Source organism: Nocardia nova (assembly GCF_002933465.1).
GTDB classification, from domain to species: domain Bacteria; phylum Actinomycetota; class Actinomycetes; order Mycobacteriales; family Mycobacteriaceae; genus Nocardia; species Nocardia nova_B.
Window position 1 is genome coordinate 1 of record NZ_PSZE01000020.1, and the last position, 21,253, is coordinate 21,253.

Sequence of the window (21,253 nt, forward strand, 5' to 3'; positions counted from 1 at the left end):
AACACCGCCGACTCCGCAGCGAACCTATGCGAAACTTGCACCCGAAGTGTCCTTCTGAACCGGACCGATCATTGCCTAGACAACAGTGATCATCCCAGCTCGAAGGGCACTTTCTCATTCACGGCACACCGACAGGGCGCACGCCCGTCGGTGGATCGAGGCTAAGTGTGTAGGTGTCTGGGGTAGGTGGCCCGCCTTTCGAGCCATTCAACTCTTCGACGCGCACCCCGCCGTGGAATCGACACCGGCGAGAAAGAATTCTCAGGAATCTCCGGAATCGGCGAGCAACGCCAGCGCGTCACCCGCGAGCCGGAACCCGGTCCACTCGTCCTGCGCCACCGCGCCCAGCGCGCGGTAGAACTCGATCGAGGGCGTATTCCAGTCCAGCACCGACCAATCCACTCGGGTGTATCCGTTGGCCACGGCCGCGCGGGCCAGCTCGGCGAGCAGCGCCTTGCCCAGGCCACGACCACGCGCCTCCGGCCGGACGTAGAGATCTTCCAGGTAGATGCCGTGCTTACCGGTCCAGGTCGAATAGTTCAGGAACCAGATCGCGCATCCGGCGACCCGCGCATCGACGGTCGCGACGTGGGCGAACACCGCCGGTGCCGGACCGAACAGAGCGGCGTGCAGGTCCTCGGCCGTCAGCGCGCACTGTTCGCGCGCCTTCTCGTATTCGGCGAGGTCGTAGACCAGTTCGACGAGGGCGGGCACATCCTCGGGCGTGGCGCGGCGGATCATCGGCTCGCCTCGGGGCTGGATGCTCGGCTCGCCTCGGGGCTGGATTCTCGGCTCGCCTCGGGGCTGGATGCTCGGCTCGCCTCGGGGCTGGATTCTCGGCTCGCCTCGGGCGGCACGATATTGTGCGCCAAAATCGTGGCGGCCTGGTGATCGTGGCCGAGCACGCTGATCGCGGCGGTGGACAGGAAGAATCGCCGCCCCTCCCGGGCCGGGAAGCCCGCCCAGCGCGCGATCAGCACCCGGGAGAAATGTCCGTGCCCGACCAGCACCACATCGCGGGTGCTCAGCGCGGGCGCCACCGTTTCCAGCACCCGGTCGGCCCGCTCGCCGACCGCGTCGACGGATTCGCCACCCGGTACGTCGCCGGTGAAGACGGTCCAGCCGGGGGCGGTTTCGCGGATCTGCGGGGTGGTCAGGCCCTCGTAGTCGCCGTAGTCCCATTCCACCAGTTCGTCGTCGATCCGCGGATCGGGCAGGCCGGCCAGTTCGGCGCTGTGCACGGCACGCTTCTTCGGGCTGGTCAGTACCAGCGGATCGCTCAGGTCGAGACCCGCGAGGACCTTTCCGGCTGCTCGCGCCTGCGCCTCGCCGTGTTCGGTGAGCGCGACATCGGTGCGCCCGGTGTGTTTGCGTGCCGCCGACCACGCGGTCTCGCCGTGCCGCAGCAGCACCAGCCGATAATCCCTGTCCGATGCACTCATGATCCCGATCATGCCGCACCGCGGGACCGACCGGCCGGACGGATCGACGCGAGGGCTCAGCTGGTTCCGTAGAGCCGGCCGCCCCGCAACTCCAGCACCACCGGCCCGCTCACGGCCAGTGAGATCGGCTCCCCGTGGTAGTCGCTGCGCCGCAACGGGATCCGCTTCTGCGGGGCGCCGCTGCCGGGATCGAGGGCCGCGATGCCGTCGGCCACCGGCACCAGGACGTCGCCCGCCATCATCGCCGGCGTGCCCAAGGCGTCCGGTGCGGTCCACAGCGGCTCGAAGGTGCTCGCGCTCAACGCGATCACGCTGTTGCCGGTGAACACGAAATACGCCGAGCCGAGCCTGGTCACCGTGCTGTTGTCAGCGATCGGCGCGGAGAGCCGGTGCACCGCAAGCGAATTCGCGTTGGCATCGTAGATCGCGAATTCCGGTGGGGCGGCATCGGTTCCGGGAAGATACAGGGCGATCCGGTTGTCCGCGACCGCGACCACCCGGGCGTTGCCGGCCGCCGCGCCGGGCCCGGTCAAGACATGCGAGCCGTACTCCTCCGGGGCGGAGGCGTCCTTCGGCGCCGGATTCAGCACCGTCAGCCGGTCCGCGGCGTCGTCGGGGCAGCGTTCCAGCACGGCCAGGCGGCTGCCACCCGAGGCCGCCGACAGCAGCGTGCAGTCGTGCCGGGGTTGCGTGTGCGGGTTCACCTGCGCGTCGACGTAGCCGTATTCGAGCGTGCGGACCAGATCCGAACGCCACACCTCCAGCCGGCGTGGCCCCTGCGCCAGCACGTAGGTGCCGTCGGTGGACAGCCGGACCTGCGAGTCCATATAGCTGCTGCGCGCGGTGCGCCGGCGCCCGTCCTCGGCGCCGAGCATCGTGGTCTGGCTGCACCCGCGCGGATCGCGATAGGTGGCGATCACGGTGGCGAACTGGCTCTCCAGCGCGCACAGGGGCAGATCGCGCTGATACTTCCAGAGTTCTCGCCCGGTGGCCGGATCGAGGCCGCGGACGGTGCCGCCGTCGCCAGTGATCGCGACGCCGCTCGAGGTCAGCGCCCGCGCGGCGGCGCCGTCGGACGCCTGCCACCGTTCGGTGAGGGCGTCCGGCAGCCGATCGGCCGCCGGTGCCACCGAGGCCGGATGCGCCGCGGGATCGGATTCGGTGCCGCGGGCATCGCTCGTCACCCACACCACAGTGGCCGCGATCGCCACGACAACGGCGATCGCGACTGCGGCATAGAGGTCGGCGCGCGTCCGCCGCTCGGGTGCGAGCACGTCAGCGAGACTAACCGATCCGGCGACTAGGCCGATGCGGCAGTCTGATCGCCACCCGTTGCCGCACTACCGGACTCGGCTGCCGAGGCGTCGCCGCCGGTGGTGGTGTCGCCGCCCTCCGCGGCGGGCTTGCGGCGCCGGCGGCGACGACGCCGCGCCGGCTTGTCACCCTCCGCCGTTTCGCCCGCGGGCTGTTCGGCCGGAACCGATTGCTCCGCAGTGCTTTCCGCGGTGTCCGTCGCGGACTCGGTCGACTCGGCCGTGGCGCCCTCGGGGGCGTCGACCGCCTTACCACCGCGGGTGCGGCGGCGGTTGCGCTTGCGCGGCTGGCGTTCCTCCCGCTCCACCACGACCGCATCCGGTTCGCGCGCGGGTGCGCGCCGCACGGTTCCGGTCGCGTTCTCCGGAATGCCGAGATCGCTGCGCAGATGCTCGGAACGTGAGTAGGTTTCCACCGGCTCGGGAATGCCCAGGCCCAGCGCGGAATCGATGCTCTCCCAGCGATGCAACTCGTCCCAGTCGACGAGGGTGACCGCGACACCGGTGCGCCCGGCCCGGCCGGTGCGGCCGATACGGTGCACGTAGGTCTTCTCGTCCTCCGGGCACTGGTAGTTGACGACGTGGGTGACGTCGTCGATATCGATACCGCGGGCGGCGACATCGGTCGCGACCAGCACGTCGATCTTGCCCTTGCGGAATTTGTCCAGCGCCTTCTCGCGCGCGATCTGGCCCAGATCGCCGTGTACCGCGCCGACCGCGAAACCGCGGTCGGCCAGATCGTCGGCGACCTTCTGGGCGGTGCGCTTGGTGCGGGTGAAGATCATGGTCGCGCCGCGCCCCTCGGCCTGCAGAATCCGCGCGATCAATTCGCTCTTGTCCAGCGCGTGGGCGCGGTAGACGAATTGCGCGGTGCGATCGTGCACCGCGGAATCGGAGGGTTCCTCGGCCCGGATATGCGTGGGCTTGTGCAGGAACGTGCGGGCCAGCGTGATGATCGGGCCCGGCATGGTCGCCGAGAACAGCATCGTCTGACGCTGTTCGGGAACCATCGACAGAATGCGCTCGATATCGGGCAGGAAGCCCAGGTCGAGCATTTCGTCGGCCTCGTCGAGCACCAGGACGCCGACCTTGCCCAGGATCAGATGCTGCTGTTCGGCCAGATCCAGCAGACGGCCGGGTGTGCCGACGACGACGTCGACCCCTTCGCGCAGCGCGGCGATCTGCGCGTCGTAGGGGCGGCCGCCGTAGATCGAGGTGACGCGCAGGCGTCCCTGCTGATTGCTCAGGTATTTACCGGCGTTTTCAAGATCCTGGGTGACCTGAATGCACAGTTCCCGCGTCGGCACGATGACCAGCGCGCGGGGAGTGCCGTCCAATGCCGTGGTGCCGGAATCGGCGGTGGAAATTCGGTGCAGCAGCGGTACGCCGAATCCGAAGGTCTTGCCCATACCGGTGCGGGCCTGCCCGATCAGATCGTCACCGGCCAGCGCGAGGGGGAGGGTCAACTCCTGGATGGCGAATGTGTGTTCGATTCCGATCTCGCCGAGAGCGCGCACGATTTCGGGGCGAACGCCCAGTTCGGCGAATGTCGGAGTGGTGTGAGTGGGGTCGAGTTCCGCTGTCAGCAGCGTGTCCGCCAACCCGGGTTCTTGTTCGACGGTGATCTTGCTCAGGATTCGTGCCTTCCTCGTGTTGATCGCATCCAGCGCGCACGAGGGTGGATTGGGACCGGATTCCCGGGCCACCACGTTTCCGGCGGGTTCCACCTGCACTCTCGCCACCCGGATCGCTGTCCGGGCGCGGCGCAAAGGGGTCGCGGATCTGGTGCGCGCACATTTTCGGTGGGCTTCGGTTACCCCTTGTCGCACTGCCTCGACCACCGGTCCCGATATGCCGACCGGGATATGGCGGTGCGAGCGAAAATTTCCGTTGCCCATAGAGATTGTAGCGTGATAGCTTTCTTCGCCCCGCTCCCCGCTATCGTGGGCGGCTGCTCGGTGTCCGGTCTGTCTGCGGCACATGGTAATTCGTCGTGACCGGCGAAATTGCGCGGCCGATGGGATCGGCGATTTCGCGGAAGTAGGTGCGGACGTGCCGCGGGTTCGATATGTCCGCTTCCGTCCCCGGGGTGCGAGGCGGTGCGCCGCGTCTCGGCCGATCGCGACGGGCTCCCGTCGATCTGGTCGGTTGGTCCCTCGGTGGCGTGCTGTCACTGCTGACCGCCGCGGCCGACGCGGCCTTGCCGATTCGCTCCGTGACCGCCGTCGGCACACCGCTGGACTACAACCGTGTGAACGGCAGCCATCTGGGCATCCTGATCGCCCGCGACACCACGTGGAGCTATCTGGAGAAATTTCTGGGCGACCAGGCATGATCCGGCGACTCAGTGACAACGGCCATCGACAACGGCCATCGACAACGGCCATCGACAACGGCCATCCGCCGGTTCGGACATGCTGGTGTGAAGCGAGGCCGGCGGGGGCACTCTTTTCGGTGCCGCGCCGCCGCCCCCTCCGGGCGCCGACCCATTAGGGTGGTGGCCATGGGTGCAAACACATCTGGCGCGCTGGGTGTTTCGACCGAATCCGATGATCGAATCCCCGCCGACCATCTCGGTGTCACCGATCTGTTCGCGGTTCTCGCCTACGGTGAGATCTCCGCGTTCTACCGCCTGGCGGAAGAGGCGAAATTATCGCCCACGCTGCGGGGCAAGGTGGCGGTGGCGAAGATGGCCGCCGCCGAGATGGAGCATTTCGACACGCTCGAGCGGGCGCTGCAGGAACGCGGCGTCGACGTCTTCGACGCGATGGCGCCGTTCGTGCGGGCCCTGGACGCCTATCACGCCTCGACCGATCCCTCGAACTGGCTCGAGTCGATGGTCAAGTTCTATGTCGGCGACGGTATCGCCGCCGACTTCTACGCGGTGCTGGCCGATGCGCTGGCGCCGGAGGTGGCCGCGGTCGTGCGCGATGTGCTGGCCGAAACTCACCACTCGGAATTCGTCATCGAGGAGGTGCGCCGGGCCGTCACCGTCAGCCGCTCCGAGCGCGACCGGCTCACGCTGTGGGGCCGCCGGCTGCTCGGCGAGGCCATCACCCAGGCGCAGTACGTGATGGCGCAGCGCGACGAGCTGACCGAACTGGTGCTCACCGCCACCGGCGACCTCAACGGGGTGGCGGCGCTGTTCGAACGGATGCAGGATTCGCATGCCGAGCGGATGCGGGTGCTGAGCCTGGGATGAGCCGCTCGCGACGGCCGTCGGGACCGGCCGCTGTTCGCTGACAGCACAGGCAGGCGCATCGTCTCCGACCCGTTCGCTGCACTAGCCTGGGCAGCGACACCATCTGGACTCTAGGAGGTTGGCCGTGGAGGTCAAGATCGGCATTTCGGATAGCCCGCGGGAACTGGTGATCGCCAGCTCGCAGACCCCGGAGGAGGTCGAGGCGCTGGTATCCGGCGCGCTGAGCGGTTCGGGCGGTGTGCTGACCCTCGAGGACGAGAAGGGCCGTCGGTACCTGATCCAGGCCGCGAAGGTGGCCTACGTCGAAATCGGCACCTCCACCAGCGGCCGCGTGGGTTTCGCCGCGGTGTGATCCTCCTGCGGCGAGGGGAACTCGTCGCCGCTGTATCGAACTCGAAAGGCCCGGATCCGCGGTGGCGGATCCGGGCCTTCTCGTCGTTTCGGGTGTGTGCGCTCTCAGCGCTGGGAGAGCGGCACGCGGGACAGACCGCCCCAGCAGAGCTGGACGGTGGTGTCGACGGCCTCTTCCTTCGGGATCGGGCGGTCCGCCTCGAGCCAGTAGCGCGCGGTGATCTGGCTGGCGCCCACCAGTCCCACGGCCAGAATGCGGGCACGGTAGGGGTCCAGTCCGGAATCGTGGGCGACGAGGTCGAAGACGGCGTCCACGCAGGCCTCGGTGGCCTGTTCGACGCGTCGCTGCACCTGCGGCTCGCTGGTCAGGTCGGATTCGAAAACCAGTCGGAAACCCTGGGTTTCGTGGTCGACGAAGTCGAAGTACGCCGCGACGGCGGCCCGGACGCGCTGCCGGTTGTCGGTGGTCGACCGTAGCGCCTGGCGGACACTCGACACCAATGCGTCGATATAGTTCTGCAGGACCGCCAGATAGAGTTCGAGCTTACTCGAAAAGTGCTGGTACAGAACGGGTTTGGAGACGCCGGCGCATTGCGAGATCTCGTCCATGCCGGCGGCGTGGTAGCCGCGCAGCACGAAGACCTCGCTGGCCGCGGCGAGCAGCTGGGCACGGCGGGCCTCCCGGGGTAGGCGAGTTCCGCGCTTGCTCGGTGCCATGGCCTCGGACGACAGTCGCGAGGACGTCATCCGGTCCACGAGCTCAGTCATTTCGATTCTCCCAGTCGATTCCCGGCGGGAACGTGGATGTGCACGGTATTCCACGAACGATACTCGTTCGTGATGCAGCCCGCTGGGGGTCGGGTGCACTGGCTGGGAAGCCGTCCCGTTCCTGTCGTTGTGGTATTCGAATAACCTTCCACACCTATTGGCAACTTGTCAGTAACTGGCCGCCGTGAGAAATCTCGCACAGTGGTGAGATTTCTCGCAACCGGGGCCGGTCAACGGCAGGTATGTAGGTGTCGCCGAACGGCCTGTGAGAATCTGTTCGGGTGAGCGAACAACGGGGCGAAACGACCGGCGGGCCCGATTCGCCTCGCCCCGCAGGTGTTCTGGCCGCGCGCGCGGGATCGGCCTCCCCCGGTCGGCGTGACCGGCAGCAACCTACGGAAAGCTCCGAATTCTACGATCCGCTCGGCCTGTATTCCGGCAACGGCCACGGCGATCGTTCCCATCAACCGCTGCGCGCGAAATGGGATCCGACCGGTGCCCACGACGCGGCGAATCGGCCACGGCCGGAACGGGATACGAAGAAGCAGAGTGCGCTGGGGCGGTTCGTTTCCACCTACGGCTGGCGGGCCTACGCACTTCCGGTACTGGTGATCATCACCGTGCTGGTGATCGTGGACGCCGTCAAGGGGGGTACCGATACCTCCGGCGGTTCCACTCCCGCTCTGGGCCGGCTCAGCCAGCACACCAGCAAGGCCGGCATCATCGGCGCACCCCCCAAGGGCGACGGCAAATTCGCCGGCGATCCGCCCTCCGGCGCGCTGCCCGCGGGTGGGGCGTTCACGGAGACCGCGGCGGGCACCTGGCATATCGTTCCCGGCGCATCGGCGCAGGCCGGGGCCGGTCAGGCACATCTGTTCACCTACACCGTCGAGGTCGAGAACGGAGTCGACACCACCTCGCTCGGCGGGGACGATTCGGTGGCCAAGATGGTGGAGGCGACCTTGGCCAACCCGAAGAGCTGGACCCACGATCCGCGCTTCGGCTTCCGCCGGATCGACAACGGCGAACCGGATTTCCGGGTTTCGCTGACCTCCCGGCAGACCACCAAATCGGTCTGCGGTTTCGAAATTCCGATCGACTCCTCCTGCTACAACTCCGATCTCGGCCGCGTGGTTCTCTCCGAGGTGCGCTGGGTGCGCGGCGCCACCGCCTTCGAGGGCGATATCGGCTCCTATCGCCAGTATCAAATCAATCACGAGGTCGGTCACGCCATCGGTTACCACGAACATCAGCCGTGTGAGATCGACGGCGGGTTGGCGCCGGTGATGATGCAGCAGACCTTCGGCACCCGCAACAACGACATCGCGACCCTGGACCCGCAGGGCGTGGTGCCGATGGACGGCAAGAAATGCCGGTTCAATCCCTGGCCGTATCCGCGGGGCTGATTCGCCGGTACCGCTCACCCACCCGGACCCGACGGTGACGGATGCGGCACGATGGTGGGGAAGAACGGCCCGATTCGCCGCGTTGCACCGATCAGCCCTATCGGCGAATTCGATTCGAGGAGTCTGCGACGTGTCATCACCACAGTCCCTGCCGCCACTGGTCGAACCGGCCGCGGAGCTGACCAGGGATGAGGTCGCCCGCTACAGCCGGCATCTGATCATTCCCGATGTCGGGATGGACGGGCAGAAACGCCTGAAGAATGCCAAGGTGCTGGTGATCGGTGCGGGCGGTCTGGGCTCGCCGGCGCTGCTGTATCTGGCCGCCGCCGGTGTCGGCACGCTCGGCATCGTGGAGTTCGACGAGGTGGACGCGTCGAATCTGCAGCGGCAGATCATCCACGGCGAATCCGATATCGGCCGCAGCAAGGCCGACAGTGCGCGCGATTCGATTCTGGAGATCAATTCCGGCGTCGAGGTGGTGCTGCACAAGATCCGCCTGGAGCCGGAGAACGCGGTCGACCTGTTCGCACAGTACGACCTGATCGTCGACGGCACCGACAACTTCGCCACCCGCTATCTGGTCAATGACGCCGCCGTGCTGGCCGGTAAGCCGTATGTGTGGGGGTCGATCTACCGGTTCGAGGGCCAGGTGTCGGTGTTCTGGGAGGACGCTCCCGACGGCCCCAACGGTGAGAAGCGCGGCATCAACTACCGCGACCTGTACCCCGAGGCGCCGCCGCCGGGCATGGTCCCGTCCTGCGCCGAGGGCGGTGTGCTGGGTGTGTTGTGCGCGTCGATCGGTTCGATCATGGTCACCGAGGCCATCAAGCTGATCACCGGCATCGGGGAGACTCTGCTCGGCCGGCTGATGGTCTACGACGCACTGGATATGAACTACCGCACGATCAAGCTGCGGCGCGATCCCGAGCGTCAGCCCATCACCGAGCTCATCGACTACGAGGCGTTCTGCGGTGTGGTCTCCGAAGAGGGCCAGGCCGCCGCGGTGGGTTCCACGGTCACCGCGCGCGAGCTCAAGGACATGCTCGACGCGGGCAAGGACGTCGCCATCATCGACGTCCGCGAACCGGTGGAGTGGGACATCGTTCGCATCGACGGCGCGACCCTGATTCCCAAGGACCGCATCTTGTCCGGCGAGGCCCTCGCCGAACTCCCGCAGAACACACCGATCGTGCTGCACTGCAAGACCGGCATCCGCTCCGCGGAGGCACTGGCTGCCTTGAAGCGGGCCGGATTCTCCGACGCGACCCACCTCCAGGGCGGAATCGTGGCCTGGGCCAACCAGGTCGACCCGAGCCTGCCCGTCTACTGACGGTGGTCGTTTCCGTGCCCTGACCTCCGGCGCGGCGTCCCGAGTGGACAAGTTCCCGGGGTTACGGTACGGCCGTGACATCTGTCGAACCTCCGGAGCATGTGCGGGCCACCTTCGGGCTGCGCGAAGTGTCCCCGGTCGCGCTGGGCGACTGGGACGGTGGGTGGCGGTGCGGAGAGGTGGTGCTCAGCCCGGTGGCCGACCACGCCCGAGCGGCGTGGTCGGCGAAGGTCCGGGAAACACTGCAGGTGGACGGGGTGCGGCTGGCGCGGCCGGTGCGTGCCACCGACGGCCGCTACGTGGTGTCCGGCTGGCGCGCCGATACCTATATGGACGGAACCCCGGAGCCGCGCCACGACGAGGTGGTCTCGGTATCGCTGCGCCTGCATTACGCCACCGCGCGGCTGGAGCGCCCGCGCTTTCTGGTCCAGCAGCCGATCGCGCCGTGGGTGGATGTGGACGTGTTCGTCGCCGCGGACCGGGCCGCTTGGGAGTCGGTGCCGCTGCGCAGCCTGAAGGCCGGCGGCATGCTGCCGGTGACCACGCCGGACGGCCGCCACAGCATCGATATGCTGGCGCAACTGGCGACGCTGCGTAAACCGGTGCAGATCCCGTCGCAGCTGGTGCACGGCGATCTGTTCGGCACGGTGTTGTTCGCGAACGGCCAGGCCCCGGGACTCACCGACATCACCCCGTACTGGAGGCCCGCGTCCTGGGCGGCCGGGGTGATCGTGGTCGACGCGCTCTCCTGGGGCGGTGCGGACCCGGGTCTGCTCGAGCGATGGTCGGATCTGCCGGAGTGGCCGCAGATGTTGTTGCGCGCGGTCATGTTCCGGCTCGCGGTGCACGCGCTGCATCCGCGGTCGACGGCGGAGGCGTTTCCCCCGCTGGCGCACACCGCCGACATGATTCGCCTGATGCTCTAGCAGGCTCGCCGATCGGACGCGACCGGCGAGCCCGCAGTTCTTATGAGCCCGCGGCTCTAGACGCCCGCGTGGGCCAGTGACGGCATCCGCCCGACGGCGAACGACGAGCGCAGATAGAACCACCAGGTGAGCCCGCCCATCACCAGGAAGGCGACGGCGTAGGCCCAGAAGGCCGGTGCCATCCCGCCGAAGTGGATGTTGGATTCCCGCAGCGCCTGCTGCAGCACCCACCCGCCGGCCGCCCCCACCGCGCCGACCACACCGATCGCCGCACCCGCCTGCCGTTTGGCCGCGGCCAGCGCGGTCGCCGGGTCCTGGCCGTGTTCGGCGGCGCGGCGCTTGGCCTCGGCGCCGAAGATCGAGGGGATCATCCGATAGGTGGAACCGTTGCCGATCCCCGACAGCACGAACAGCAGCAGGAACGAGATCAGATACAGCGGGAAGTTCTTCACCGAGAGCGCGGCCACGATCAGCGCGGTGGCGCCGGCCATACCGGCGAAGACAAAGACGGTGATCCGGGCGCCGGTGAACCGGTCCGCGATCCAGCCGCCGAACGGCCGGCTCAGCGATCCGACGAAGGCGCCGAGGAAGGCGAGGTTGCCGATCGTGGACATCCAGCCGATCTTCGCCAGGTCCGGGAAGGTGGATTTGAGCAGGGTGGGGAAGGCGAACGAGAAGCCGATGAACGATCCGAAGGTGCCGATGTAGAGCACCGCCATGATCCAGGTGTGCCTATTGGTCAGGGCCAGCCGATAGGAACTGCCGTCGGATTTCGCGCCGGTGATCGAATCCATGTACCGCAGGGCGCCGACCATGGCGACGAGGATGAACGGAATCCACACCAGCACCGCAAGGGTGATACCGAACCGGTAACCGGCCGGATCCTTGGCCATGAGATGGGTGCCGAGGGTGATGATCAGCGGTACCAGCAGCTGGGTTTGCGCGACGCCCATATTGCCGCCCGCGGCATTGATTCCGAGCGCGGCGCCCTTCTTTCCCTCGGGATAGAAGAAATTGATATTCGCCATCGACGAGGAGAAATTGCCGCCACCCACGCCGGCGAGCGCGGCCAGCACCATGAACACCCAGAACGGCGTGCCGGGCTGATTGACAAAATAGACCAGTCCCAGCGTCGGTAGCAGCAACATGCCCGCGCTGAATACGGTGAACGCGCGGCCGCCGAATTTCGGGATGGCGAAGGTGTAGGGCACGCGCAACGCGGCGCCGACGAGTGTGGGGGTGGAGGTGAGCAGCAGCGAATTGGCGACGGCGTCGGGGCCGCTCAGATAATGAAAGCCCGCCGAACCCATGGCGGTGACCACGCTGGCCCACAGCACCCAGATACTGAATCCGAGATTCTCGGAGAAGACCGAGAAGGCGAGATTCTTACGGGCGGTGCGTCTTCCACCGTTCTCCCAGAAGGTTTCGTTGTCGGGCTCCCAGTGATCGAGCCAGCGGCCGCGAGCTCGATAGTGGAAGTCGGGAGCGGCGGGGGCCGATATCGCGGCGTCGGTGGTAGTCATCGGCGCGTTCCTCTCGAAGGGGTGCGACCGCCCTCATCTCGGGGACCTGAGGTGCGGGTCCGGCGGTCGTATCCACGGTAGGAACGCGAAATTACGTCCGATTCACGCTCCGTGACGTTCGCAGCAACACTCGCTCACCCCGCGATCGGTACCGTGGTGACGAATCGTTTACCTGGCGGCGGAATCCGTCACCGTTCGGGGTATTCGGCGATGAGCGAGCCGAGGAAGCAGTTGGCGGCGCGAGCGGCCCGATCGGAGTCGCCATCGATCACGGCGTGGACCAGGTCGGCGTGTTCGTCGTGATAATTGTTGCCGTATTTGGTTGTGCGAGAACGAATCACGTCCTCGATCACGGGCAGCAGCGAATCGTAGAACTCGAGGTAGACGGTGTTGTGGCTGGCCGCGACGATGGCGCGGTGCAGGGCCACGTCCGCGTCGACCGCCGCGGTGGGGTCGGTATCCCAGACCTGGCTGCGCCGGTCGAGCAATCGCAGCAGGGTCCGCACGTCGTTGTCGTCGCGGCGCTGCGCGGCCAGCCGGGCGGCCTGTACATCCAGGGCCTGGCGCAGTTCCAGGACGTCGCGTTCGACGGCGTCGGCGAAGTACTTGGTGAGGGTGCCGCCCAGATCGGACGCGGCGATGACGTAGGTGCCCGAACCCTGCCGGCGTTCGAGCATGCCGGCGTGCACGAGCGCCTGAACCGCTTCGCGCACGGTATTGCGGCCGGTGCCGGTCAATTCGGTGAGTTCCGGCTCGGTGGGGATGCGGGAGCCGATCGGCCAACGCCCCGAACGGATTTCAGCGCGCAGCTGTTCGGTGACTTGAGCGATGAGGCTGGTGCGCCGGACTGGTTGCACGGCCAATAGAGTACCCCTCCTCACATTTGTTGCCCGATTTCATCCAATCATCCTATGATTTCTCGGTGACGGTTACCAATCTGCAGTCGACTACCGAAACCCGGCGCCGCGGCCTGGCCGAGGGCCGGATTCTCGTCCTGGTCGCGATCGTCGCCTCGGCGCTCACGCTGCGTGTGGCGGTCACCGCCTTCACCCCGCTCGCCGAGCGGATCGGCGCCGATATCGGCTATTCCACGGCCATCGTCGGTGTCTTCGGCATGATTCCGACCGCCATGTTCGCGCTGGCCGGATTGATCACCCCGATCTTCGTACGCCGCCTGGGCCTGGAACGCACCGCACTGGTCGCCATGTGCATGGCGGGGGCCGGGCAGCTCACCCGGGCGCTGGTGCCCCACACCTGGGAGCTGCTGAGTCTGTCCGCGCTGGCGCTGGCCGGAATGGGCATCGGCAACGTCGTGATTCCGCCGCTGGTCAAGCGCTATTTCGCCGATCGGCTGGCAGTGCTGAGCTCGGTGTACATCACGATGGTGCAGATCGGCACCGTGGTGCCGGCGCTGATCGCCGTCCCGGTCGCGGACGCGGCCGGCTGGCGGGTCTCGCTCGGGTTGTGGGCGCTGCTCGGTTTCGCGGCCGCGGTGCCGTGGCTGGGTGTGCTGCGCGAGCGGCGCGGCCGCGATCGCGTGGACACCACCGCGGTGGCCGAGGTGCCGGGCGAACAGCCGGCGCGCGCCGGAAACATCCGGCGTTCGCCGCTGGCGTGGGGGATGGCCGCGATGTTCGGTATGACGTCGTTGATCACCTATTCCATGTTCACCTGGCTGCCCAAGATCCTCGCCGACGCGGGCGCCGACGCGGCCTTCGGCGGTACGATGGTCGCCTTCTTCTCCTTCATCGGTTTGGCGGCCGCGCTGACCGCCCCCTCCTTCACCGCCCGGATCCGCAATCCCTTCCCGGTCGTGATCGTCTGCGCCATCGCATTTTTCGCCTCCTTCGCCGGACTGCTCATCGCCCCGATGGGCGCGCCCTGGCTGTGGGTGCTGCTGCTGGGCATGGGACCGAGCACCTTCCCGATGGCGCTCACGCTGATCAATCTGCGTACCCGCACCCAGGCCGGTTCGGCCGCGCTGTCCGGCTTCACTCAAGGCATCGGCTACACCGTCGCGTGTGTGGGTCCGCTGCTGTTCGGTGTGCTGCACAGTGCGGTCGGCGGGTGGGGCGCGCCCTTCGCGCTGCTGGCGGTTGCCGTACTGGTGCTGCTGGCCGGCGCCTGGCAGGCGTGCAAGCCGCGCATGCTCGAGGACACCTGGCACTGATCGGCGTCCCGAGGCCGCGACCTCTCGGCAATTTCACCGCTCGGCTTGCGCCGCGGTGAGCTTGTGGCCATGATGTGAGCCGACGCCCGCGTAGTGTGGCCCGGGCCACTGGCCGACCTCGACCTCACCGAGTCCGTGTGTGCGCGTCGGCACTTTGTGACGCACGGAAACCGTTGTGTCATAGAGGCGAAACAAAGCCCCGGTTCTCACCGGGAAATCGCCGGATTCGTGAGCAACCGTTGATTTGCGCGTCATGTGGCGCAGCATCGCGGCAATACCCGTTTTCTACCTTGGGGCCAACCGGAATTCAGGAGGCCCTGTTGAGCACGCTGACGCGTAACCACGACATCGAGCACTGGGATGCCGAGGATGTCGCGGCCTGGGAGGCCGGCGGCAAGAACATCGCCCGTCGCAATCTGATCTGGTCGGTCGTCGCCGAACACGTCGGATTCTCGGTCTGGTCGATCTGGTCGGTGATGGTGCTGTTCATGCCGACGGACAAGTTCGGCATCGATGCGGCCGGAAAGTTCTTCCTGGTCGCGATGCCGACCCTGGTCGGCGGAATCCTGCGCATTCCCTACACCGTCGCCACCGCGCGCTTCGGCGGCCGCAACTGGACGATCTTCAGCGCCCTGATGCTGCTGATCCCGACGCTGCTGACGCTGTACTTCATCAACCAGCCGGGCACCTCCTACACCACGTTCATGGTGGTGGCGGCGTTCGCGGGCCTGGGCGGCGGCAACTTCGCCTCCTCGATGACCAATATCAACGCCTTCTACCCGCAGCGGCTCAAGGGCTGGGCGCTGGGTCTGAACGCCGGCGGCGGCAATATCGGCGTCCCGGTGATCCAGTTGATCGGCCTGCTGGTGATCGCGACGCTCGGCAATTCGTACGCGTCGGTCGTCTGCCTGGTGTACTTGGCATTCATCGCGATCGCCGGACTGGGCGCCGCGCTCTACATGGACAATCTGCGCAATCAGAAGGCCGACCTGTCCTACATGCTGGAGTCGCTGAAGGTTCCGCAGTCCTGGGCGGTCGCCTTCCTCTACATCGGCACCTTCGGCTCGTTCATCGGTTTCAGCTTCGCCTTCGGCCAGATCCTGCAGATCGGTTTCAAGGCCGGCGGTGATTCGGCCGCCCAGGCGAGCCTGCACGCCGCGCAGATCGCCTTCATCGGCCCGCTGCTCGGTTCGCTGGCCCGCCCCTACGGCGGCAAACTGGCCGACCGCTTCGGCGGCAGCCGGGTCACGCTGGCCGGCTTCGCGGGCATGATGGTGGCCGCGGTCGTGGTCGCGGTGTCCAGTGTCTCGGCCGACCATCACGGCGGCGTGGCCGCGGGGTCGACCATGGTCGCGCTGGTCGCCGGATTCATCGCCCTGTTCGTGCTCTCCGGGATCGGCAACGGGTCGGTCACCAAGATCATCCCGTCGGTGTTCGACGCGAAGTCCAAGGGTCTTCCCGTGAGCCCCGCGGAGCAGGCCGCCTGGTCGCGCAACACCTCGGGCGCGCTGATCGGCTTCGTCGGTGCGATCGGCGCCCTGGGTGGGGTGGCCATCAACCTGGTGCTGCGCTCCTCCTACGCCTCCACCAATTCCGCCACCACCGCGTTCTGGGTGTTCCTGGCTTTCTACGTCGTCTGCGCGATCGTCGTCTGGTCGGTCTTCCTGCGGCGGCCCGGAATGGGTTCGACGCGAAGCGATTCCGGTGTCGTCGCCGAGGCGGAGGCCCTGGTGCTCGAGGCCGAACGGTCGCCGGAAACCGATACCACCCAGTCCAGCATCTCGGCTCGCGCCTGACCATCGGAAAGCATCGGAGGACAGTCATGAATACGACAGTCGAACCCACGCAGCGCAAGACCGTGGTGGTCGTCGGCCACGGTATGGTCGGGCACCGGTTCGTGGAGGCGCTGCGCTCCCGCGACGAGGCCGGGCGCTGGCAGGTCGTTGTGCTGAGCGAGGAGTCGCAGGCCGCCTACGATCGCGTCGGCCTGTCGTCCTACGTCGGTGCCTGGGACAAGAGCGCGCTCGCCCTGCCCGGTAACGAATACGCCGGCGACGCACTGGTGGATCTGCGCCTCGGCGTGCGCGCCGACGAGATCGACCGCGCCGCCCGCAAGGTGACCACTTCCTCCGGCGACGTGATCGGTTACGACGCACTGGTTCTGGCGACCGGATCGTATGCTTTCGTGCCGCCGGTACCGGGCCACGACCACCCCGAATGTTTCGTGTATCGCACCCTCGAGGACCTCGACGGCATCCGCGCCGCCGCGCAGAACGCGGGGCCCGGTGCGGTCGGTGTCGTCGTCGGCGGTGGCCTCCTCGGTCTGGAGGCGGCCAACGCCCTACGGCTCATGGGGATGACACCGCACGTCGTCGAATTCGCGCCGCGGCTGATGCCGGTGCAGGTCGACGAGGGCGGCGGCGCGATCCTGGAGAAGCTGGTCACCGATCTGGGGCTGCACGTGCACACCGGCGTCGGCACCTCCGCCATCGAGCCCGCCGAAGACGGTGCGGGACTGCGTGTTTCGCTGTCGGACGAGTCGGTGATCGACGCCTCGCTGGTGGTGTTCTCCGCCGGCGTGCGTCCGCGTGACCAGATCGCCCGCGATGCCGGACTCGAGATCGGGCCGCGCGGGGGTGCGCTCACCGACCTCGGCATGGTCACCTCCGACCCGAACATCTATGCCGTCGGCGAGGTCGCGGCCGTCGAGGGCACCTGCTACGGCCTGGTCGCCCCCGGCTACACCACCGCCGAGATCGTCGCGGACCGATTGCTCGGCGGCGCGGGTGAATTCCCGGGCGCCGACCTGTCGACCAAGCTGAAACTGCTCGGTGTGGACGTGGCCAGCTTCGGTGACGCACACGCGACCACCGAGGGCGCGCTGTCGGTGGTGCTGCACGACGCCGCCAAGGGCACCTACGCCAAGCTGGTGATCTCCGACGACGCCAAGACGCTGCTGGGCGGCATCCTGGTCGGCGACGCCTCGCAGTACGCGGCGCTGCGCCCGCTGGTCGGCAGTGAACTGCCCGCCGAACCGGCCGCGCTCATCTCGCCCGCGGGCGCCGAACTGGGTGCGGACGCCCTGCCCGACGAGGCACAGATCTGCTCCTGCAACAACGTGAGCAAAGGGGCCATCGTCGGAGCTATTCACGAAGGCGCCTGCGATATCGCCGGCGTCAAGAGCTGTACCTCCGCCGGAACCTCCTGCGGCGGTTGCGTTCCCATGATCAAGAAGTTGCTCGAGCAGTCCGGCGTCGAGATGTCGAAGGCGCTGTGCGAGCACTTCACCCAGTCGCGGTCGGAACTGTTCGAAATCGTGCAGGTGACCGGTATTCGCACCTTCTCGGAACTGATCGCCAAGCACGGCACCGGAATCGGCTGCGATATCTGCAAGCCGACCGTCGCCTCCATCCTGGCCTCGACCTCGAGCGACCATATCCTCGACGGTGAGCAGTCCGCGCTGCAGGACACCAACGACCACTTCCTGGCCAACCTGCAGAAGAACGGCACCTATTCGGTGGTGCCGCGGATGCCCGGCGGTGAGGTGACGCCCGAGCAGCTGATCGAAATCGGGCAGATCGCCAAGGATTTCGGCCTCTACGTCAAGGTCACCGGCGGTCAGCGCATCGACCTGTTCGGCGCGCGGGTCGAGCAGCTGCCGCAGATCTGGCAGCGACTGGTCGACAAGGGGATGGAATCCGGTCATGCCTACGGCAAATCGCTGCGCACCGTGAAGAGCTGCGTGGGCTCCACCTGGTGCCGCTACGGCCAGCAGGATTCGGTCGGCATGGCGGTGCTGCTGGAGAAGCGCTACCGCGGGCTGCGTTCGCCGCACAAGCTGAAGCTGGCGGTCTCGGGCTGTGCCCGCGAATGCGCCGAGGCGCGCGGCAAGGATGTCGGCGTCATCGCCACCGAGAACGGCTGGAACCTCTACGTCGGCGGCAACGGCGGCCTGACTCCCAAGCACGCGGTGCTGTTGGCCGGTGACCTCGACGACGAGACGCTGATCCGCTATATCGACCGCTATCTGATGTTCTACATCCGCACCGCCGACCGGCTGCAGCGCACCGCGCCGTGGCAGGAATCACTCGAGGGCGGCATCGAACACCTGAAGCAGGTCATCTGCGAGGACTCCCTCGGCATCGCCGCCGAACTGGAGGAGAGCATGGCCCGCCACGTCGCCGGCTACAAGGACGAATGGGCCGCGGTGCTGGAGGATCCGGCGAAACTGTCGCGCTTCGTCACCTTCGTCAACGCGCCGGAGGAGGCCGATCCGACGATCGCCTTCGACGAGAGCGGGGAGCGCAAGACGCCGGTTCTGCTCGGTATGCCGGACCTTCCGGCGATGCCGGTCGCAACTGCCACGCCCGGGAAATAGCCACGTAATCGTGCGGAAACAGGACACCGGTACCTATTAGGTAAGGCGTTCGGAGGAGATTACCGATGACCGTTATCGACACACCCGGCTTCGCACCGGCAACCACGACCGGCTGGACCTCGGCCTGCCGGCTCGATTACCTGATCCCCGGCCGCGGCGTGGCGGTACTGCTCAGAGGCGGGCGGCAGGCCGCGCTGTTCCTGCTGCCCGACGGCACGCTCTACGCCGTCGGCAATATCGATCCGTTCGGGCGGGCGGCGGTCATGTCCCGCGGCATCGTCGGCGACCGCGCCGGTGTGCCGGTCATCGCCTCGCCGCTGCTGAAGCAGGCGTTCTCGCTGCTGGACGGCCGTTGCCTGGACGACGACTCGGTCGCGCTGCCCGTCTACGGCGTGCGCGTCGTCGACGGGGTCGTCGCGGTGACCAACGAACCGGTGCAGTACGGCGGTACGCCGTGAGCGAAGCGCGACCCACCGAATTGAAACCCCTGGACGGCTTCACCATCGGTGTCACGGCCGCCCGCCGGGCCGACGAACTGGCCACGCTGTTGAGCCGTCGAGGCGCGAATATCGTTTCCGCCCCGGCGATTCGGATCATCCCGCTGTCCGACGACACCGAGCTGGAGCGGGTCACCCGGCAGTTGGTCGCCGATCCGCCGCAGATCGCCGTCGCCACCACCGGCATCGGATTCCGCGGCTGGATGGAGGCGGCCGAAGGGTGGGGCCTGGCCGAAAACCTCCGGGAGACACTGGCTTCCACGCGGATGCTCGCCCGTGGTCCCAAGGCCAAGGGGGCGATCCGCGCCGCCGAATTGCGCGAGGAATGGTCGCCGGCCTCCGAATCCTCCGCCGAGGTGCTCGATCACCTGCTGGCGGCGGGTGTCGAGGGAGTACGCATCGCGGTGCAGTTGCACGGCGCGACCACCGAATGGGAACCGGTACCCGACTTCTGTGAAGTACTGCGTTGTGCCGGAGCCGATGTCGTGCCGGTGCCGGTGTACCGCTGGGTGCCACCGGACGACCGCGTGCCGATGGACCGCATGATCGAGGGCGTGGTCACCTCCGCACTGGACTGCGTCACGTTCACCAGCGCGCCCGCGGTGGCCTCGATGTTGATGCGGGCGAAGGAAACCGGGCTGCTCGAGGGCGTCCTGCAGGCGATGCGTTCCCGGGTGCTGCCGGCGTGCGTCGGGCCGATCACGGCCGCACCGCTGGAGGAACTCGGGGTGCCGACGTCCATGCCGGGCCGGGCGCGCCTCGGGGCACTGGCCCGCCACGTCGCCGAGGAGCTTCCTCGCCGTGCCAATCGAATTCACGCTGCCGGGCACGAATTGAGCGTGCGCGGCGGCTGTGTTGTGGTCGACGGTTCGGTCCGCCAGCTCGCTCCCGCGCCGATGGCGTTGATGCGGGCGCTGGCCCGCCAGCCCGGCCGTGTGGTGTCCCGGGAGGATCTGCTGGCGGCGCTGCCCGGCGGCGGTGACGACACCCACGCGGTGGAGACCGGAATCGCGCGACTGCGTGCGGGGCTTGGTACGCCGAAGGCGATTCAGACGGTGGTCAAGCGCGGTTATCGGCTCGCCCTCGACCCCGCCGAATGTGTCGACAACAGCACCCGCCCGCCGGTGGGGTACGCCCCGTCGCTGCGCCCGCAGCGGCCCGCGCCCATGGCGGGGGTGTGGTGAACGTTCCCGCGCTGGTGCTGGTCGCGCACGGCACCCGCAGTGCCAAAGGTGTACAGATGGTCGCCGCATTGGCCGATGCGGTGCGCGCGGAGATGGGACGTACCGGCGCCGAGCCGCCGGTACGGACCGCCTTCGTCGACGTGCTCGGCCCCACCCCCGCCGAGGTACTGGGTGAGCTGAACGGTGTTCCGGCGGTAGTGGTTCCGGCCTTCCTCGCCTCCGGTTACCACGTCTACCAGGACGTTCCGCGTGAGGTGCGCGACAGCGGCCACCCGGATGTGGTTGTGACCCCGGCGATGGGACCGGACCCGATGCTGGCGCGGGTGATGCGGATACGGCTGTACGAGGCGGGGATGCGTCCCGGCGATGCCGTGGTCTTCGCGGCGGCCGGATCCTCCGACGCGCGTGCCCGCCACGATGTGCGGCGGGCGACCGCCATGCTGGCGGAGGAGCTCGGCGTAGCGGTCCGCACGGCCCATATCGCCACCGGTGAACCGCGAGTGCCGGAAGTCGTTGCCGCGCTGCGGGAATCCGGCGCACAGCGGGTGTTCGTCGGCTCGTACCTCTTGGCGCACGGGCTGTTCCAGCAACGCTTGCACGAGTCGGGCGCCGACGGAGTCGCCGAACCGCTCGGCGTGCATCGTGCGGTCGTTCGGCTGCTCGTCGACCGTTACCGCACCGCTGCGGCCGAATTCCTCACCACCGCAGCCTGATTCGCCTCGCAACGCTTTCGCGGCGATGCATAGGTTTCGGATGCCGCATC

Annotated in this window: 19 protein-coding genes and 1 pseudogene; 12 read left to right on the top strand and 8 right to left on the bottom strand. The window is 67.7% G+C overall.

Annotated elements, in window-relative coordinates; translation table 11 throughout:
- Window positions 1–261 precede the first annotated feature (261 nt).
- Genes C5E41_RS22055 through C5E41_RS22070 form a run of 4 tightly spaced genes read right to left on the bottom strand, consistent with a single transcriptional unit; the run spans window position 262 to window position 4,413 of the window.
- Window positions 262–741: a GNAT family N-acetyltransferase gene (locus C5E41_RS22055; protein WP_104377694.1), complete on the bottom strand. Its 480-nt coding sequence runs from the start codon at window positions 739–741 to the stop codon at window positions 262–264.
- A complete protein-coding gene (locus tag C5E41_RS22060; RefSeq protein WP_181063364.1) occupies window positions 738–1,442 on the bottom strand; it encodes an acid phosphatase in 705 nt (234 codons plus the stop codon). Before C5E41_RS22060 ends, C5E41_RS22055 begins: the two co-directional genes overlap by 4 nt.
- Window positions 1,443–1,498: 56 nt before the next feature.
- A complete protein-coding gene (locus C5E41_RS22065) occupies window positions 1,499–2,716 on the bottom strand; it encodes an Rv3212 family protein (protein ID WP_104377696.1) in 1,218 nt (405 codons plus the stop codon).
- Between the two features lie 26 nt (window positions 2,717–2,742).
- Complete coding sequence (locus C5E41_RS22070; protein ID WP_104377765.1) at window positions 2,743–4,413, bottom strand: DEAD/DEAH box helicase; 1,671 nt, start codon at window positions 4,411–4,413, stop codon at window positions 2,743–2,745.
- Between the two features lie 479 nt (window positions 4,414–4,892).
- Here C5E41_RS22070 and C5E41_RS22075 point away from each other — a divergent pair.
- The 3 genes and pseudogenes from C5E41_RS22075 to C5E41_RS22085 form a co-directional block, all read left to right on the top strand.
- Window positions 4,893–5,015: pseudogene (locus C5E41_RS22075) on the top strand (alpha/beta hydrolase); the annotation flags it as partial.
- Between the two features lie 243 nt (window positions 5,016–5,258).
- A complete protein-coding gene (locus tag C5E41_RS22080) occupies window positions 5,259–5,957 on the top strand; it encodes a ferritin-like fold-containing protein (protein WP_104377697.1) in 699 nt (232 codons plus the stop codon).
- 124 nt (window positions 5,958–6,081) lie between these two features.
- Window positions 6,082–6,309 carry a DUF3107 domain-containing protein gene (locus C5E41_RS22085; RefSeq protein ID WP_104377698.1) on the top strand — a complete coding sequence of 76 codons (228 nt, stop codon included), beginning with the start codon at window positions 6,082–6,084 and terminating at the stop codon, window positions 6,307–6,309.
- Window positions 6,310–6,413: 104 nt separating this feature from the next.
- On the opposite strand, the gene C5E41_RS22090 is transcribed toward C5E41_RS22085, so the two are convergent.
- Window positions 6,414–7,076, bottom strand: coding sequence for a TetR/AcrR family transcriptional regulator (locus tag C5E41_RS22090; RefSeq protein ID WP_104377699.1), 663 nt, complete (start codon window positions 7,074–7,076; stop codon window positions 6,414–6,416).
- A 341-nt stretch (window positions 7,077–7,417) separates the two neighbouring features.
- Here C5E41_RS22090 and C5E41_RS22095 point away from each other — a divergent pair, with 341 nt between their 5' ends.
- The 3 genes from C5E41_RS22095 to C5E41_RS22105 all read left to right on the top strand — a co-directional run bounded on the left by C5E41_RS22095 (window position 7,418) and on the right by C5E41_RS22105 (window position 10,738).
- Window positions 7,418–8,482, top strand: a complete 1,065-nt coding sequence (locus C5E41_RS22095) for a DUF3152 domain-containing protein (RefSeq protein ID WP_104377766.1) — start codon at window positions 7,418–7,420, stop codon at window positions 8,480–8,482.
- A 130-nt stretch (window positions 8,483–8,612) separates the two neighbouring features.
- Complete coding sequence (moeZ, locus tag C5E41_RS22100; protein ID WP_062963480.1) at window positions 8,613–9,812, top strand: adenylyltransferase/sulfurtransferase MoeZ; 1,200 nt, start codon at window positions 8,613–8,615, stop codon at window positions 9,810–9,812.
- A 74-nt stretch (window positions 9,813–9,886) separates the two neighbouring features.
- Entirely contained in the window at window positions 9,887–10,738 is an 852-nt protein-coding gene (locus C5E41_RS22105; protein ID WP_104377700.1) for a TIGR02569 family protein, read from the top strand.
- Window positions 10,739–10,794: 56 nt separating this feature from the next.
- Here the strand turns inward: C5E41_RS22105 and C5E41_RS22110 are convergent, their stop codons facing one another.
- A complete protein-coding gene (locus C5E41_RS22110; RefSeq protein ID WP_104377701.1) occupies window positions 10,795–12,261 on the bottom strand; it encodes an MFS transporter in 1,467 nt (488 codons plus the stop codon).
- Between the two features lie 188 nt (window positions 12,262–12,449).
- Entirely contained in the window at window positions 12,450–13,118 is a 669-nt protein-coding gene (locus C5E41_RS22115) for a FadR/GntR family transcriptional regulator (protein ID WP_104377767.1), read from the bottom strand.
- A 65-nt stretch (window positions 13,119–13,183) separates the two neighbouring features.
- Between C5E41_RS22115 and C5E41_RS22120 the strand changes: the two genes are divergently transcribed.
- On the top strand, window positions 13,184–14,431 hold the full coding sequence (locus C5E41_RS22120) for an MFS transporter (RefSeq protein ID WP_258081163.1): 1,248 nt from the start codon (window positions 13,184–13,186) through the stop codon (window positions 14,429–14,431).
- Window positions 14,432–14,464: 33 nt separating this feature from the next.
- Here C5E41_RS22120 and C5E41_RS33405 read toward each other — a convergent pair whose 3' ends face one another.
- Window positions 14,465–14,686: a hypothetical protein gene (locus C5E41_RS33405; RefSeq protein ID WP_146097636.1), complete on the bottom strand. Its 222-nt coding sequence runs from the start codon at window positions 14,684–14,686 to the stop codon at window positions 14,465–14,467.
- Window positions 14,687–14,748: 62 nt separating this feature from the next.
- Between C5E41_RS33405 and C5E41_RS22125 the strand changes: the two genes are divergently transcribed.
- From C5E41_RS22125 to C5E41_RS22145, 5 genes are all read left to right on the top strand, one after another.
- The gene (locus tag C5E41_RS22125; RefSeq protein WP_181063373.1) at window positions 14,749–16,227 is read left to right on the top strand and encodes a nitrate/nitrite transporter; all 1,479 of its coding nucleotides are present in this window, start codon (window positions 14,749–14,751) and stop codon (window positions 16,225–16,227) included.
- Window positions 16,228–16,253: 26 nt separating this feature from the next.
- On the top strand, window positions 16,254–18,809 hold the full coding sequence (gene nirB, locus C5E41_RS22130; protein WP_104377703.1) for a nitrite reductase large subunit NirB: 2,556 nt from the start codon (window positions 16,254–16,256) through the stop codon (window positions 18,807–18,809).
- 65 nt (window positions 18,810–18,874) lie between these two features.
- Window positions 18,875–19,267, top strand: coding sequence for a nitrite reductase small subunit NirD (nirD, locus tag C5E41_RS22135; protein ID WP_104377704.1), 393 nt, complete (start codon window positions 18,875–18,877; stop codon window positions 19,265–19,267).
- Entirely contained in the window at window positions 19,264–20,490 is a 1,227-nt protein-coding gene (locus tag C5E41_RS22140) for a uroporphyrinogen-III synthase (protein ID WP_258081164.1), read from the top strand. The genes nirD and C5E41_RS22140 overlap by 4 nt, the downstream gene beginning before the upstream one ends.
- Window positions 20,487–21,203 (top strand): sirohydrochlorin chelatase, encoded by a 717-nt coding sequence (locus C5E41_RS22145; RefSeq protein WP_104377770.1) that lies wholly within the window; start codon window positions 20,487–20,489, stop codon window positions 21,201–21,203. The genes C5E41_RS22140 and C5E41_RS22145 overlap by 4 nt, the downstream gene beginning before the upstream one ends.
- The last annotated feature ends 50 nt before the right edge of the window (window positions 21,204–21,253 follow it).

What these genes read in the sequence shown, in the direction of transcription:
- C5E41_RS22055 (WP_104377694.1), bottom strand. Translation starts at nt 741, where the DNA reads ATGATCCGCCGCGCCACGCCCGAGGATGTGCCCGCCCTCGTCGAACTG.
- C5E41_RS22090 (WP_104377699.1), bottom strand. Translation starts at nt 7,076, where the DNA reads ATGACTGAGCTCGTGGACCGGATGACGTCCTCGCGACTGTCGTCCGAG.
- C5E41_RS22110 (WP_104377701.1), bottom strand. Translation starts at nt 12,261, where the DNA reads ATGACTACCACCGACGCCGCGATATCGGCCCCCGCCGCTCCCGACTTC.
- nirD (WP_104377704.1), top strand. Translation starts at nt 18,875, where the DNA reads ATGACCGTTATCGACACACCCGGCTTCGCACCGGCAACCACGACCGGC.
- C5E41_RS33405 (WP_146097636.1), bottom strand. Translation starts at nt 14,686, where the DNA reads ATGACGCGCAAATCAACGGTTGCTCACGAATCCGGCGATTTCCCGGTG.
- C5E41_RS22060 (WP_181063364.1), bottom strand. Translation starts at nt 1,442, where the DNA reads ATGAGTGCATCGGACAGGGATTATCGGCTGGTGCTGCTGCGGCACGGC.
- nirB (WP_104377703.1), top strand. Translation starts at nt 16,254, where the DNA reads ATGAATACGACAGTCGAACCCACGCAGCGCAAGACCGTGGTGGTCGTC.
- C5E41_RS22080 (WP_104377697.1), top strand. Translation starts at nt 5,259, where the DNA reads ATGGGTGCAAACACATCTGGCGCGCTGGGTGTTTCGACCGAATCCGAT.